This window comes from uncultured Treponema sp. (assembly GCF_934725225.1).
In the GTDB taxonomy this organism is placed as follows: Bacteria; Spirochaetota; Spirochaetia; order Treponematales; family Treponemataceae; genus Treponema_D.
In genome coordinates this window covers 161,537-176,745 of the sequence record NZ_CAKVAM010000005.1, presented here as the reverse complement: position 1 = coordinate 176,745, position 15,209 = coordinate 161,537, and the positions used below count along the sequence as shown (strand labels likewise).

General features: G+C 34.0%; 14 protein-coding genes. 10 read left to right on the top strand and 4 right to left on the bottom strand.

What is annotated here, in order from left to right; translation table 11 throughout:
- The first annotated feature begins 52 nt into the window (after positions 1–52).
- From Q0H92_RS09230 to Q0H92_RS09215, 4 genes are read left to right on the top strand one after another with little or no spacing between them, the layout of a single operon-like run.
- Positions 53–916 (top strand): glycosyltransferase, encoded by an 864-nt coding sequence (locus tag Q0H92_RS09230; protein WP_296014158.1) that lies wholly within the window; start codon positions 53–55, stop codon positions 914–916.
- Positions 913–1,632 (top strand): DUF2971 domain-containing protein, encoded by a 720-nt coding sequence (locus Q0H92_RS09225; RefSeq protein WP_296014154.1) that lies wholly within the window; start codon positions 913–915, stop codon positions 1,630–1,632. Before Q0H92_RS09230 ends, Q0H92_RS09225 begins: the two co-directional genes overlap by 4 nt.
- A complete protein-coding gene (locus tag Q0H92_RS09220; RefSeq protein ID WP_296014150.1) occupies positions 1,595–3,328 on the top strand; it encodes a hypothetical protein in 1,734 nt (577 codons plus the stop codon). The genes Q0H92_RS09225 and Q0H92_RS09220 overlap by 38 nt, the downstream gene beginning before the upstream one ends.
- 50 nt (positions 3,329–3,378) lie before the next feature.
- Entirely contained in the window at positions 3,379–3,726 is a 348-nt protein-coding gene (locus tag Q0H92_RS09215) for a hypothetical protein (RefSeq protein WP_296014138.1), read from the top strand.
- Positions 3,727–3,957: 231 nt separating this feature from the next.
- Here Q0H92_RS09215 and rfbD read toward each other — a convergent pair whose 3' ends face one another.
- From rfbD to Q0H92_RS09200, 3 genes are all read right to left on the bottom strand, one after another.
- A complete protein-coding gene (gene rfbD, locus Q0H92_RS09210) occupies positions 3,958–4,917 on the bottom strand; it encodes a dTDP-4-dehydrorhamnose reductase (protein WP_296014135.1) in 960 nt (319 codons plus the stop codon).
- A gap of 28 nt (positions 4,918–4,945) precedes the next feature.
- Positions 4,946–6,061, bottom strand: coding sequence for a sugar phosphate nucleotidyltransferase (locus Q0H92_RS09205; protein ID WP_296014130.1), 1,116 nt, complete (start codon positions 6,059–6,061; stop codon positions 4,946–4,948).
- Between the two features lie 150 nt (positions 6,062–6,211).
- Positions 6,212–6,970, bottom strand: coding sequence for a DUF6675 family protein (locus Q0H92_RS09200; protein ID WP_296014127.1), 759 nt, complete (start codon positions 6,968–6,970; stop codon positions 6,212–6,214).
- Positions 6,971–7,095: 125 nt separating this feature from the next.
- On the opposite strand from Q0H92_RS09200, the gene Q0H92_RS09195 reads away from it, so the two are divergent.
- From Q0H92_RS09195 to Q0H92_RS09175, 5 genes are read left to right on the top strand one after another with little or no spacing between them, the layout of a single operon-like run.
- Positions 7,096–8,022: a ribonuclease Z gene (locus Q0H92_RS09195; RefSeq protein WP_296014123.1), complete on the top strand. Its 927-nt coding sequence runs from the start codon at positions 7,096–7,098 to the stop codon at positions 8,020–8,022.
- A complete protein-coding gene (locus Q0H92_RS09190; protein WP_296014119.1) occupies positions 8,012–8,731 on the top strand; it encodes an ABC transporter ATP-binding protein in 720 nt (239 codons plus the stop codon). The genes Q0H92_RS09195 and Q0H92_RS09190 overlap by 11 nt, the downstream gene beginning before the upstream one ends.
- Positions 8,728–10,959, top strand: coding sequence for a GldG family protein (locus Q0H92_RS09185; protein WP_296014116.1), 2,232 nt, complete (start codon positions 8,728–8,730; stop codon positions 10,957–10,959). Before Q0H92_RS09190 ends, Q0H92_RS09185 begins: the two co-directional genes overlap by 4 nt.
- Positions 10,956–11,804, top strand: coding sequence for a hypothetical protein (locus tag Q0H92_RS09180; protein ID WP_296014112.1), 849 nt, complete (start codon positions 10,956–10,958; stop codon positions 11,802–11,804). Before Q0H92_RS09185 ends, Q0H92_RS09180 begins: the two co-directional genes overlap by 4 nt.
- Positions 11,801–13,234, top strand: coding sequence for a folylpolyglutamate synthase/dihydrofolate synthase family protein (locus Q0H92_RS09175; protein ID WP_296014107.1), 1,434 nt, complete (start codon positions 11,801–11,803; stop codon positions 13,232–13,234). Before Q0H92_RS09180 ends, Q0H92_RS09175 begins: the two co-directional genes overlap by 4 nt.
- Here Q0H92_RS09175 and alr read toward each other — a convergent pair.
- Positions 13,228–14,379, bottom strand: a complete 1,152-nt coding sequence (gene alr, locus Q0H92_RS09170) for an alanine racemase (protein WP_296014102.1) — start codon at positions 14,377–14,379, stop codon at positions 13,228–13,230. The two genes, Q0H92_RS09175 and alr, sit on opposite strands and share 7 nt — an antisense overlap.
- Positions 14,380–14,488: 109 nt before the next feature.
- Here alr and Q0H92_RS09165 point away from each other — a divergent pair, with 109 nt between their 5' ends.
- Positions 14,489–15,208: an HAD family hydrolase gene (locus Q0H92_RS09165; protein ID WP_296014097.1), complete on the top strand. Its 720-nt coding sequence runs from the start codon at positions 14,489–14,491 to the stop codon at positions 15,206–15,208.
- The last annotated feature ends 1 nt before the right edge of the window (position 15,209 follow it).

The window sequence follows — 15,209 nt, the reverse complement described above, 5'->3', positions numbered from 1 at the left end:
CAAAATTTCCAAAAATCATGTTTTTCTCAACAAAACAGACATGGAGCTATCTATGCTGACGTCCAGCGTTGTCCTTTACAAAACTCGTGCAGACCAGCTGTCTGCGCTTATTGACTGCGTAAAAAAATCCGAAGTTATGGATAAAATTTATTTTGTCGATAATTCGCCTGACGAATCTTTACGTGAAGTTTGCGAGGATGTTGAAAAATCCGAGTACATATTTAACGGTAAAAATATCGGCTATGGTGCGGCTCATAATATTGCGATAAAAAAGGCAGTTCAGGAAAAAAGTGAATATCACATTGTTCTGAATCCTGACATAAAATTTGCGCCAGATGTTCTTCCGAAACTTGTTGAATTTATGGACGGCAATTCAGATGCTGTTTATGTTCTTCCAAAAGTTGTCTATCCGAACGGCGAACTTCAGTATTTGTGTAAACTGCTTCCGACTCCTTTCGACCTGATTTTCCGCCGGTTCATGCCAAAGACGAAACTGATTCAAAAAATGAATGACAGATACACTCTGAAAATGAGCTGTTATGACAAAATCATGAATCCGCCGTGCCTTAGCGGTTGCTTTATGTTCATGCGGACAAGCGCGCTTGAGAAGAACAATATATTTTTTGACGATCGGTATTTTATGTACTGCGAGGACTTTGACCTTATCCGCCGTCTGCACCGAGTTGGAAAAACTCTGTTCTATCCGGACGTTACGATAATTCACGACCATGCAAAAGAAAGCTACAAGAATAAAAAAATGCTTTTGGAACACATTAAAAGCGCAGTCAAATATTTCAATAAATTCGGCTGGTTCTTTGACAAGGAAAGATGGGAGATGAATAAAAAGGTATTGGGAGAGATGAGAGAGCTTGAGTCTAATGAAATTAATTTAAAATATAAAATACAGGTAAAATGATTTTTAGAAAATTTTGTCCGATGAAATTATATGTTTTGGATAATATTATAAAAGAGCAGTTAACTCTTTCCAATCCAAATAATTTTAATGATGTTTTTGATTGTGCGTTATTAAGGGATAATGATTTTTTGAAAAATCTAAAGTATGAAGAACGTTGTTATATTTCAAATTTAAAAGTTCTGTGTTTGTTTGATGTTTCAAATAAGTTGGATAATTATGATGAAATAAAACGATATTTTTGGTCGTTTTATGGAGATTCTCACAGAGGTATTTGCATAGAGTTTTCTATACCTGATGAAGAATTCAAGAATACTACTAGTAATGGCATACTAAAAGTTACTAATGAAATTCAAACGATTTCTTTAAATGTTAATTGCTTTGCAGGAAATGTGGAATATAGAAATGATATTATTAATAATATTTCAACATTAAAAAATACGGTTAATAGAACTGATTTTTTTCAAATAATAAAGAACGGTGCTTTTCTTAAAGATTCAATTTTTTCAAGAGAAAATGAATTTAGAATTTTTAAAGTATGCGATAATAAAGAAGCTTTGGATTTTTTTCCAATAGAAAATTTTTCTCAGAAAAAAATTATATTTGGAAGAGAATGCAAAGATAGTTTTAAAAAACTTATATTTAACTCGGTTGGCAATAAATATAAAATATATTTTGTAAATGATAAAATGGAAGAAAAAATTTATGAGTTCAAATAATAAAAAATTACTAGGTATTGTCTACTTTATCCAAGGCGAAATAAACCCAATAAAAGTTCTTGTTTTTGCATTAGGAAATGTCATTTATCATCTTCAAAAAACTCAGGTTGTAATTTACGATTATGAAAAAATAAGAAATGCTTACTTAAATGAGTATAATATAATCATTCCAAAAGGAAAAATTGAGAAATTTGTTAATGAAAATTTTATCATTAATGGTTCTCGCTATGAATTTGATGAAAAATATGAAATAACTTTGGAAGAACTCTCTAAAAAGTTATTAGAAGAAAAAAAGAATTTTAATGATAAGTTAAATGAATTAACAAATGATTTTTTTCACTTTTATAGCAAAATAAATAAAAATATTAAAAAACAAGAATGTAAAGCCATTTTTAATAGAGTAATTTTAGATAATTCAAATGAAAATGAAGAATATCAACAATCAGAAGATGATTCTTTAAGAAATTCTTATTTAAAATATTTAATTAAGAATAGAGAGGATTTATATAAACTCATTGAAAATATTAATATAGCACAATCAATAAAAGAAATACCTTTGAAGATTTATGACTTTAATTATTTTAATTGTTGCTTTTTTTTAGATACTCCAATTTTAATGAAGTATTTAGGTTATGATGGAATTGATTATAAAAAAACATACGAAAAAGTTTTTAAACAGTTAAAAGACTCAGATGTCAAATTTTATTTATTTGAACATACTTTTGAGGAGACATGGGGAATTCTTTTTTCTTGGAAACTTGCTTATGAAAGAAATAATTTTACAGCAAAAGGTCTAGATGTTTATTTACAAGCAAAAAAATACTATAAAGAAAATTTTAACTCTATTATACCACTTGATAGAGAAAAATTAAGAGAAATAATACTAGGCAAGGAAATTGAAATTTTATCTAAACCAGAACTTACAAAAGAAAATTGTGTTTATGATGAAATTAATCTGAAAGAAAGTTTTGAAAAAAAATATAAAACAACATTTTCATCTTATCCTGATAGAATATTAAGAGATATAGATTCTATAATAGGAATACAATGTATCCGAAATAAAAATAATATAAAAAATCCAAAATCATATGAAGCTGCTAAATATTTCCTATTAACTGATAATCAACAATTGTTCAATATTACAAAAGATAATTATAATAAGATTTTTCCTGATAGCGAGGATAGTATTTTTTGTGAAGTTCAATGCATAGAATACATTATATATAATTTATGGGAAAAAAATGGAAAATACTATCTTCCTAAAGAATTGTTAAAAGATAAAATTTTAATTTCCAATACTATAACAGATGATTTCAGACAAAGTTTTTTAGCTTTATCTTATCGTTTGACAAAATTGAATGAAAAAATAGATTTAGTAAAACTTGTTTCTGAAAATCCAGAAATTCTTCAAAATGCAAATGATATTTATATTGAAAATAACAAATCTATAGAAAAAGTTATTGGGTTTTTGGAAAAATCATTTGAAGCGAAAGAAAAAACTTATGATTTTGATTATCAAAAGAAAAATGCAAATAATACAAATTACGATAATAAAGAGCTGGTTTTGAAGAAAAGAGAAGAGGAGTTAATAAAAAAGGAGAATGATTTTAATTCTGAAAAAGAGAAGTTTTATAAACATCCATTTTTATATTTTATTAACTACCTTATTTCAAGAATATTTCATAAAACAAGATAGATTGGTTACTTTTTCCAGTATTGCAGAAAAATATCTTAAGAACCTTGGTTATGGTTCAATGTGCAACAGAAGATGAAGCTCGAGCTAGAGTTACAGAATTAAAAGTTAAGCATAGATATCCGATATATTTTTTTAAGAGCGACACAACCGGTGAAAAAGATTTTGAGGAATTTTATACCGCAAATGAAAAGATTGTAATGGATAAATTTGATTCTCTTGGTGTAATTAAAAATGAAGTCTGTTATGATGAAAAAATGCTCCAATACTTTACAGACACAATTTTCACTATGAAGAATAAAGAGGAATGGACTCGTATTGAACTTATAGAACTATTCAATGAAATGATTCCTAATTTTAACCATAAAGAAACCGGAAAGTTTTTGGATAGCAGGATGTGATGGAAGAGTTTCTATCTCATGGAAATCTTCTAGCTACAACTAGCAGTCTAGAAAAATTTAACAGTCTTAGGAATGTAAACCACAAACTATCCCATCAAACGAGTGGAGTTCACGTGAAAATATGAAGCAAAGCGGAATATTTTCACGGAATCACGAGTTCATAATCAAAAAAGGCTTCGGTAACATTTAGTTTCCGAAGCCTTTTTTTGTTTCCATTTATTTTTTAGTTGTCTATTTTATTAAAAATCTGTCATTCTTTATAAACTTTTCCAAACTTTCTTGCCATTCAGGAATTTTGATTTTCAGCAAGGTTTGGATTTTATCTTTGCTTAAAACTGAATATGCCGGGCGTTTTGCAGCGCACGGATATTCGTCGGTCGTGCAGGAATTTATAGCGCAGTCCTTCGTGATTCTGCCGTATTTTTTTCCAAGCTCATATATTTTTTTTGTAAAATCAAACCAAGTTGTTTCGCCTAAATTTGTAAAATGGTAAACTCCATAAGGCAAAGCTGATTTTTTTCCAAACAGGCTTTTTGCTTTTTCCGATGTGGCCATAATCTTTAAAATTGCAGAAGCCAAGTCAACGGCGCAAGTCGGAGTTCCTTTCTGGTCGCAAACAACGCTCACTTCATCTTTTGAATTCATTGCTTTTGTCATTGTGTAGACAAAATTTTTTCCATCGAAACCATATAGCCATGCAGTGCGTAAAATGTAGTACTGCGTCATTTCTTTTTCCACAAAATCTTCGCCTGCGGCTTTTGTTCTTCCATAAACTGAATCCGGACATTTCAGCATATCTTCTGTATACGGAAAATTTCCTGTTCCGTCAAAAACATAATCTGTTGAAATGTGAATCAGCTTTGCGCCAAGTTCGCGAGTAATCCTTGCAATATTTTTAGGACCTTCAGCATTAAGTTTTTCAGCAAGCTCAGAATCTTCTTCGGCTTTATCCACGGCAGTGTAGGCGGCGCAATTTATTACCCAAGTGATTTTTTCTGGAACAGTTCCGCGGGCAACTGAAATTCCAGTTCTTCCGGCGGCAGTTCCGTGATTATGCGCAAACTTTGAAAGTTCCGCAGGATTTGTTATGTCAACGTCTCTGTCGCTTCCAATCCAGTCAATTTTATTTTCTGTAAACTGCTTGGCAATTTCACTTCCAAGCATTCCTTTGTAACCGATAAGCCAAACCATTTTTTGCTCCAAAATAATGAAAACGCTTTTACTGTTTTTCCTTGAATTTTTTTACAACGTTTCTAACGGAAGAACTTGCGCCTTTTTTCATAACAAGGATTTTACCATTTTTTACAACAACAATCAAATCCTGAACTCCGCAAAGAGCAACCGGCATATCAGAGTAAACAAAGTTTCCGTTGCTTTCAACTGAAATAAATTCATCTTCGCCTTGCTCAAAATATTTTTCAAACGAATCCCAGCTTCCAACATCATCCCAGTAAAAAGAAGCTTTTACGCAAACTGCATTTTGCGTCCGCTCGGCAACTGCATTGTCAACCGCAATCGATTTTACAGAATTGTAGGCTTCATTAAGCGGTTGCCAGTTTTCAATATATTTTATTGAATTTAAAAGTTCCGGCTTTGGAAATTCAGCGTTGTCAAAAATTTTAAAAGTTTCGTACATTTCGCTTTCGTACTTTTTAATTTCAGATTCAAAAAGTAAATTTGAAAATCCAAACATTCCGCTGTTCCAAGCGTATTTTCCGCTTGCAAGATAAGCCTTCGCAGTTTCCAAGTCAGGCTTTTCCTTGAAGCTTTCAATCTTTAAAACTGAATTTTCAGAATCCAAAGGCTCGCCCATATTTATGTAGCCGAATCCAGTTGAAGGCTCGTAAGGCGGAATTGCAAAGCACACGAATTTTCCCTGATGCGCAAAATCCGCGGCTTTCTTGCAGTCTGAAACAAAATTTTCCAAAGGTGAAATAACTTGGTCGCTTGTCAAAACCAAAATCAAATGCTCTGATTTTTCCGCAAGCTCAAGAAATTTGCAGGCAAGCAAAAGGGGCGGGCAAGTGTGCCTTGAGCAAGGTTCTGCAATCACGTACAAGTCGTTTTCAATTTTCTTTTTCTGCGGCTCGGAAACTTTTTCTTTTAAAGCTTCAACTTGCTTTGTAAGTTCCGCGCAAATTTCAGGACGCGAAATAATTAGAATTTTTCCAGAAGGCTCAACTGCCAACGCCCTTATGACTGCATTCTGCAAAAAAGAAATTCCGTCTGCAAAAGCCATAAACTGCTTTGGAAATTCCGGAGTTGAAGCGGGCCAAAGTCTTTCGCCGAATCCGCCGGCAAGAATCACAACATCAGTAAAATTCGAATTACTCATTTATCGCTCCCATAAAAAGTCAAGATTAAAACTTCAGTTTTAGGATTGACTTTTTAAGTTGTTTCGCAACGAAGTGAGAAACAACCGATGATAAGAAAGTTTGCAACGCAAACTTTTAAAGATAAAAACAGACGCCATTTTCGGCTGTTTTTATCTTGCCTCCTGCAATTTCTGCTCTTCCATTTTTGCAAAGAAATAGGCGCAGAAAGTTTTTATTCTGTTCATAAAAGATGTGTCAACGCGGTCTCTAAGAAAAAAAACGCTTGGGGCTTTTACCGCTCCGATTCCATAAAGAATCCATTTATCTTCAGACTTGAAAATCACAATTATAGACTTCATGTTTTCTGGACTGACGCAATTAAATTTGTCGTAGTAGCGCATTGTGGAAAGATTCGTTGACTCATAGTAATAATATCCGTCATTTTTTTCCGAAGTGATTTTCATCGGAACAAGTCCAAAAGGCTTCATTTCAAAATCAGCATTTACAATCTGAATATTTCCAGCTTCCTGCGTTGATTTTATTTCCGCGGAAGTATACAAATCGTACCATTCTTCGGCTCGCTCTGAATAATAAGGAATTCCTGCATAAGACGGAATGTCCATTACAAGAGAAGAAAAATTTTCAAGAAGATTTTCATTGCCTTCATAAGGATATTCTTTTATTACTTCCGCAAAATAAGCAGGCTTAAGATTGCTGACAGTTTCAACAGCTTTTTTCAAGCCCGGATTTTCGCCTTTCATGCACATTTTTTTGTATGAGCCTGTATTTTTAATTACAGTTTTTCCGCTGCTTAAAGATTCAATATCTTCAGCTGACAGATTTTTATTATAAGGCGATTCTGAAAAAGCTCCGGCGAAGGCAATAGAAAATAAAGCAAAAGCAACAACGTTCTTTAAAATAGATTTCAATGTTTTCCCCTATAAAAATAAAGACTAATTATTATAGTAAATAAAAATCAAACTTGCAAGGTTACATCAGGAATTCTAAATATGCTAGATTGAAGAAAGTCTTTTTTTTGTATAAAATCGTTTCCATGAATATGGAAGCTTTTATTTTGGGCTGCGGAGGAATGATGCCGTTGCCATATCGCCACCTTACATCAGTTTTGCTTCGGCGCGACGGAGACTTGTTTTTATTTGACGGCGGAGAAGGCACGCAGGTTTCTTTAAGGCGGCTTAATTTAAAATGGAAGAAAATCAATGCGATTTTTGTTTCGCATACGCATGCAGACCACGTTACAGGGCTTCCCGGAATTCTTATGCTTTCTTCACAAGTTGACAGAACCGAGCCTCTTTATATTTTTGGTCCGCCGAAAATCGCAGAATATATAGAAACAAGCCGCAAAGTTCTGGATATGTACATAAATTATCCGATTGTTATAAAGGAAATAACAGAGCCGGGCGTAGTTTATGAAGGCGACGGATTTTATATAAGGTCGTTTCCTCTTGAGCATACAAAAACTTGTGTAGGATATACGCTTGAAGAACTTGACCGTCCTGGAGAATTCAACCCGGAAGAAGCAGAGAAATTAAAAATTCCAAAAGGACCTTTATGGGGAAAACTTCAGCGTGGCGAAAGCGTTTTGAACGAAGATGGAGTTGAAATAAAGCCAGAGCAAGTTGTTGGAAAAAATAGAAGCGGCCGGAAATTCAGTTTTGTAACAGACACAATGTATCTTCCGTCGATTGCAAAAGAAGTGAAGGGCAGCGACCTTTTAATCTGCGAGGGGATGTTTGCAGACGGATGTGAAGATCAGGCAAAAGAAAAAAAACACATGACATCCCGTCAAGCAGCCACAATTGCAAGAGATGCCAATGCGCTAAGAATGGGACTCATTCACTACAGTCCGCGTTACAACGACAAAGAGCTTAATGTTCTTTTAGAGCAGGCGCAAGAAATTTATCCAGAAGCACGCCTTACAAAAGACAGAATGAGAATAGAGATTCCTTATGTCGAATGAAGTTGAACTGATTTCTTTCTGCAAAAATTACGGAAAATTTTCAGCTTGTAAAAACATAAATTTCTATGCTGAAAAAAATTCTATCACAGGAATTCTCGGACCAAATGGAGCTGGAAAAACTTCCGTCTTAAAAACAATCTGCGGACTTCATTACCAGACCAGCGGAACTGTAAAAATTTGCGGAACAGAAGAAACCGACGAATTTAAAAAGTCAACAGCTTTTGTTCCAGAAATTCCAGAACTTGATTCAAACCTTACGGTAAAAGAAACTCTTTTTTTTGAAGCTGAAATTTCAGGGCAGAAAAAAAATGAAGCTGAACTAACTGTAAAAAAAGCAATTGAAATTTGCGGACTAGAAGAAGTTTTCAATAAAAAAATTTCAAAACTTTCAAAAGGATTCAAGCAAAGAACGAGCCTCGCAAAAGCAATCTGCAAACTTCCAAAAATTCTTGTTCTTGACGAATTTTCAGCAGGACTAGATCCGGCGCAAATTGCTTCGTTCAGAAAAAAACTAAAAAATCTTTCAGGCTCAATGACAATTATTTTTTCAACGCATCATATTGAAGAAGCGGTTTCTTTGTGCAATAGAATTTATATAATTGCAAACGGAGAAGTTGCAGCTTGCGGAACTGAAAAAGAAATAACAAAAAAATTTAACTGTAAAAATCTTGAGGAAGCGTTTATTTTCGCCACGGAAAAATCACAATGAAAGCTATTTTAAAAAGATATTTTTTTAACTTTGCAATAAATCCGTTCACATACATTTTAGTTGCCGCATTCGGAATTTTCATAAGCCTTAGATTTTTTGTTGGGCAGCAGTTTTTTCTTGGAGCTGGTTCTACAGACTTGCACAGTTTTTTTTCAGCATTTCCGCCAGCCTGCATTTTATTTTTGCCAGGGCTAATTTCAATTTCTTCAAATGTAAAAAAAGATTTTCCTTTAAAATCAGTTTATATACTTCTTCCAGAATTTTTTTCAGTTTTTTTTATTTGCTGCTTTGCAACATTGCTTTCTGTCTTAGTTCCAGTTTGCGTTTCTTTTTTTGGCGATATTGAAATTTCTCAAGCTTTTATTGGCTTTATAGGAATTTTATTTTACTTTTCCGCCGCGGTTTCTTTTGTAATTTTTATTTTCAGCATAATAAAATCCGCTGGAGTTTCTTTTGTAGTTTCCGCATTTTTTCTTGCAATCATAAATTCAATTCACAACATTCCGCTTTATTTTAATCCGCCGGAATTTTTAAGCACAATAATAAAATTCATTTCGTTCGCCTGGAGATTCGATTCTTTTTCAAAAGGAATTTTCAGCATTCCTGATTTTCTTTTCTTTTCTTCATGCGCTGTATTTTTTTACGCGCTCGCATTTTTTATTCAGGAAGACAGAAAAGGGAACAAGTCTGTTTATTTAAAAAAAATAAAACGCGCATTTGCATTTTCATTTTTACTTTTTACAATTGTAAATGAAAATTTAAATTTAAAAATTGATTTTACTTCATCAAAAAATTTCAGTGTAAGCAAATACAGCAAAAAAGTTTTAAGCCAAGTTGAAGATCCTGTTTCAATTTCTTATTATTTAAGCCCCAAATTAAAAAGCCTTTATCCGCAAGTAAAAGATGTAACTGATTTTTTACAAAGCTATGCAGGAGAATCAAAAAAAGTTTCACTTGAAATTATAAATCCGGCAAAAGAAAATATTGCAAAAAAACTTTCAGAAATAGGAATAAGAGGCTATCCGATTAAAACTTCTTCCGCAGATTCTGCAAGTATAACAAATGTTTATTCCGCCATAAAAATTGACTACCTTGGAAAAACTGAAACAATTCCATTTGCGCTGAATATATCAAGGCTTGAATTTGATTTAACTAGAAAAATAAAATCTCTTGTTGAAGAAAAAGAAAATCCAGTGCAAGTTGTCTGCGCTTCATCTTTTGCAAACGGCTACAGTCTTGCATTTCAATATCTTGAGGCGGAAGGATTTTCAGTGATTCAGACATCGCTTCCTTCTGAAAAAAATTCAGACGCTGATATTTCATTTGATGAGTTTCCTAACATTCCTCTGATTATTTTCGGAAGCGACAAGTTCACAAAAAGCGATTGCAAAATCCTTGAAAAATTTATTCTCAATGGCGGAAAAGTTTTTATTGCAAGCCAGCCTTATTCAATAGACTTTGAAGACAATTGGTCTGTAAAGCAAAATGAATCCAATCAGCTTTTTGAGCGGCTTATGTTCACTTTTGGAATTTATTTTAAACAGACTCTGACTTGCGACATTTCAAATTTAAGAATTACAATGACAAGCAATTCCGATGTCAATGGAAATAAAAAAGCATCTCAGACAGAATATATAAATTATCCACTTTGGATTTCCTTAAGGGCGCAGAAAAATGCAGTTTCCGGGCTTTCACTTTTTTGGCCTTGCGCATTCGATATTGACGATGAAGTTGCAGAAATTGAAAATTTAAAAACAGTTCCGATTCTTTTTACAAGCAGTCGCTCATGGCAAATTCCAAGAACAGAAAATTTTATAACAAATCCTTTTGCAGTTCCAAAGTCAGCTGAATCAGAAGAAGAATATTCATCTTTTGCAATTTGCGCTTCTGCTACAAAAGAAAATGAAAAATCTCCGTCTCTCATACTTTTTGCAGACCAATATGCTTTTTCAGATTCGCTGCTTTCGTATAATTCAAATTCTATTTTTGATGTTGATTCAAGAAGCCTTGATTTTTTATGCAACGGAATTTTTATGTTGAACGGAGAAGATGAGCTTTTAAACTTAAAAAACAAAACAACATTCAACACAACACTTTATAAAATCAGCAATGAAAATATCAGAGAAGCCGCGATAAAAACGCTTTTTGCAACGTGTGTGCTGCCAATATTTATAAACCTAACAATAGGTTTTGTTTTCTTTTCAAAGAGAAGGAGGTTCAACAAATGAAGCGCATTTCATCAAAAAAAGCTCTTCTTATATTTTACGGATTCGACATAATTCTTGTTCTGATTTTACTGCTGCTTTTTCTTCCGCTGTCAAGGAAAAATATTCCAGAAACTTCAAAACTGAAATTCATTGACAATGCAAAAGAAATTTCTTCCATTGAAATTTACAATGCAAAAGAACGAAAAAAAATTATAATATTCCAAAAAGACGATATATGGCTTGGAACGGATGATGATTCAAACATGACGCTAAACTGGCCGTGCGACATTCAGACAATAAAAAATTTTTTATCAGAAGCCGAAAAAGAAAACACTTTGTATAAAAAAGCTGAAAAAGTTTCGTCCTGGGCAAGCCTTGGCGTAGATGAAAAAAATTCATGCCGAATAACTTTTTTTAAAAACGGAAATGAAAAAGTTTCGGAATTTTTCTTTGGAATAGAAGATTCCATTTCTGAAAGAATTTCATTCAGAACATCAAAAGACCAGACAGTTTGGGAAACAAAAACTTCTGTTTCAAATTTTCTTTTTAAGGACACTTCATTTTGGGCAGATCCGTACATAGAGCCTTTATGCGTAACTGATGAAAATGAAACTTCCGCAAAACTAAGAAGAGGACAGCTTGTGTATCTTTCTCCGTCAGAAAATATCAAGCCGGAAAAAGTTGTTTCAAAAATATTCAGCAACACAAACAAAGCAGTTTATTCAATTTACAAAAAAGATGACTCGTACATCGTCATACCTTCTTTTTCTTCGCTGGAAAAAAACACAGACGCAATAAAATCGATAAACTACAGATATTCAATAAGCCAATGGACTTATGAAAAATTCCTAGAGGCAAACAAATGAATGAAAAAAAATCCGCTATCGGTGTCTTTGAAAGTTTTGCAGAAGAATATTTGAATTTTGAGAAAACTCCCAAGAAAAATATTTTTTGGCTCGACACGATGGAATTTCTTTGCAAACGGCTTTCCAATCCGCAAGACTGCTGCCCGAGTTTTCATGTCGCAGGAAGCAAAGGCAAAGGCTCAATTTCAAAAATGATTGCCTGCATTTTGGAGGAAGCCGGATATTACACAGGCTTGTATTCGTCGCCGCATATTTTGAATTTCAACGAGAGGATAGGTACAGTTTCTGGTCTCTTTCCTGAAGAAGTTTACGAAAAATCAGTAAAGCAACTTATAGACAGCATAAATTCTATTAAGACTGAAGAACTTCCCGGAAAACGACCTGTTACTTGGTTTGAGCTTGCAACATTGCTTGGAATGCTGTGCTTTAAAAATGCCGGAACAAAATATGCAGTTTATGAAGTCGGAATCGGAGGAAGGCTTGACGCAACAAATGTTATAAATCCAGTTTGCAGCTGCATAAGCCAGATTGAGCTTGAACACACCGAATATCTTGGAAACACAGAGGAACTCATTGCCGCAGAAAAAGGGGGGATTATAAAGCAAGGAATTCCTGTAATTGTTTCTGGACAAAAAGAATCAGTCAAAGATGTTTTTAGAAAAATTGCAAAAGAAAAAAATTCTCCAATATTTTTTACTGACGAATACTGCAAAATATCTGAAATTGTATACAAAAATACACAGCAAACTTCAACAAATTCTCAAAGTGTACATTTTTTTAGACAAAATTCAGTAAAAATGTGCTTTTCTTTAGACTCTGAAAAATTTTCACGACCTTTAAATGTTTCACTTTCACTGCTAGGCGAATTTCAGGCAAGAAATGCGGCAGTTGCATCCTTGGCTGTAAAAACAGTATTTCCAAATCTTAATGAAAGTATAATTGAAAAAGGGCTTGAAAAAACTATTCTTCCCGGAAGATTTGAGTCAGTTGATTTGACAAATTCGCAGTTCAAGGACATTTCAAACTTAATATTAGACGGCGCACATACAGTAAAAAGTATTGGCTTTACAATGAATACATTCTGCAACCTTTTTTCAAATGAAAAAACTGATTCTTATCTTCTTTTTGCTTGCGCGGCAGACAAAAATGCAGAAGAAATTGCGGAGTTGTTCAAAGGAAAATTCAGCCATGTAATTTTAACAGTGCCAGGAGGAACAAAAGAATCAGACTTTCCGCGGCTAAAGGCAGCTTTTGAAAAATCCGGCATAGAATATACTGCGATTCCCGATTATTTAAAAGCCATTCCATATATACTTTCCAAGGCTGCAGAAGAAAAGGCGACAGTTTTGGTTACAGGCTCGTTTTATCTAGTTGCGGAAGTAAAAAAATATCTTTTAGCGCAGAAAACAATTATTCAGTTTTCTCACTGAACAAAGACACGCGGAACACGCTTTGAGATTCCGCAGGTTATTTCATAAGAAATTGTACCTGTAAGATGCGCAATATCATCGGCAGTTTGCAAAGCTCCATCTGAACTGTCCCCAAACAAAACGGCTTTGTCCCATCTTTTTACAGCACAATCTGCACCCAAATCTATCATACACTGATCCATGCAAATGCGTCCGCAAATAGGATAGTTTTTTCCATCTACTGCAATTTTCACACCGCATTCAGAAAATCTCCTGAACCATCCATCTGCATAGCCAACTGGTACAACGCCAACATTGGTATCAGATTTGGCTTCCCATCTGCATCCATAGCCTGCAAATTTTCCTTTTTCAAACTGCCGGATTGAAGAAACACAGCTTTCCAAAGTCATAACAGGCTTTAGTTCTACATTTTTTCCTTTTGAAGCCAAATATTCTTTTGAAACTTCGTCAGCGTAATAGCCATAAACAATAATTCCTGGCCGAACCATGTCAAGATGCATTTCCGGAGAATCAAGCGTAGCGGCAGAATTTGCGCAGTGGCAAAGCCCGGGATTAATTCCAGCCTTTTTTATATTGCTGATTGCCTCAAGAAAATTTTCAAACTGAAACTTTGTATACGATTTTCCTTTTTCTGAAACACAGTCGCTAAGCGCAAAATGAGTCGCAGTTCCGCCCAAAACAAGATTTTTGCAGCTTTTAATTTTGAGCGCAATTTTTCCAGCTTCGGAAGGAAGACATCCAATTCTGCCCATTCCTGTATCAACTGCAAGATGAACCGCAAAATTTTCTATTCCAAGTTTATTGCAGGCAGCAGAAAAAAGCTCTATATATTCTTCATCAAAAACAAAAGGCGTAATTCCGGCGGAAACAACTTCTTCAACTTCATTTGGAGAACAAAGACTTAACATAAGAATAGGCGAGGAAATTCCAGCATTTCTAAGCTCAACGCCTTCTTCACAAGTCGCAACAGAAAGATAATCCGCGCCAGCTTCAAGAGCAGCCTTCGCGCAAGGAATAGCTCCATGTCCGTAGGCATCAGCTTTTACAGCAACGCACATTTTTGTTTCAGGCTTTAAGCATTTTTTTATTTCTATAATATTGTTTTTTAAATTATCCAAATGAATCAAAGCTCTTGTAGCACGCATAATCAAAAAGTCTAGTCAAATCACAAATTTTGTCAAGAGAAAGAGGAATGCCCAGTCAAAAACATTTCTTTCTATAGAATATAAGCAAAAAAAATGCTAAGTTAATTTCATGGTAGTTTTTTTCGATTTGGACAGAACGTTAATGGATTTTGAATCTGCGGAAAATCTTGGAATAAAAGCAGTTTTTGAAAAATACAAAAATGAAATCCACATGGGTTTTGACGAATTTTGCGTTCAATGGAAAAAATGGGCGCAGCATTTCTTTGACAAATATTCAGCAGGAGAGTTGACTTTTGACGAGCAGCGGAAAGGAAGAATCGCAAAAGTATTCGAGCTTAACGGAAACCCAATAAAATCAAAAGAGGAGCTTGATTCAAGGTTCAGACTTTATTGGTCAACTTACGAAAAGGAATGCAATCTTTTTTCCGACGCGCTGCCAGCATTAAAAAAACTTTCAGACTTGAATATTCAAATGGGAATTATAACAAACGGCGATTCTGAAAATCAGCGGTCAAAGCTAAAAAAAGCCGGCGTAACAGATTTTTTCAACCCGATTGTAATTTCCTCAGAAGTCGGAATCAGCAAGCCGGACTTGAAAATTTTTCAAAAAGCAATGGAACTTGCAAATTCATCAGAAAACGAAACTTGGTACATCGGGGACAGCCTGGAGCATGACATAGTTCCAGCAAAAAAACTTGGAATAAACACATTGTACCTTAACAGAAAACGGCAGGGCGAATTAAAAATTGAACAGAAAAATCCGCTGTATGCAGAAGTAAAAGATTTTTATGAAATGACTAGAATAATAGAAACTGCAATAAAAGGCTGAA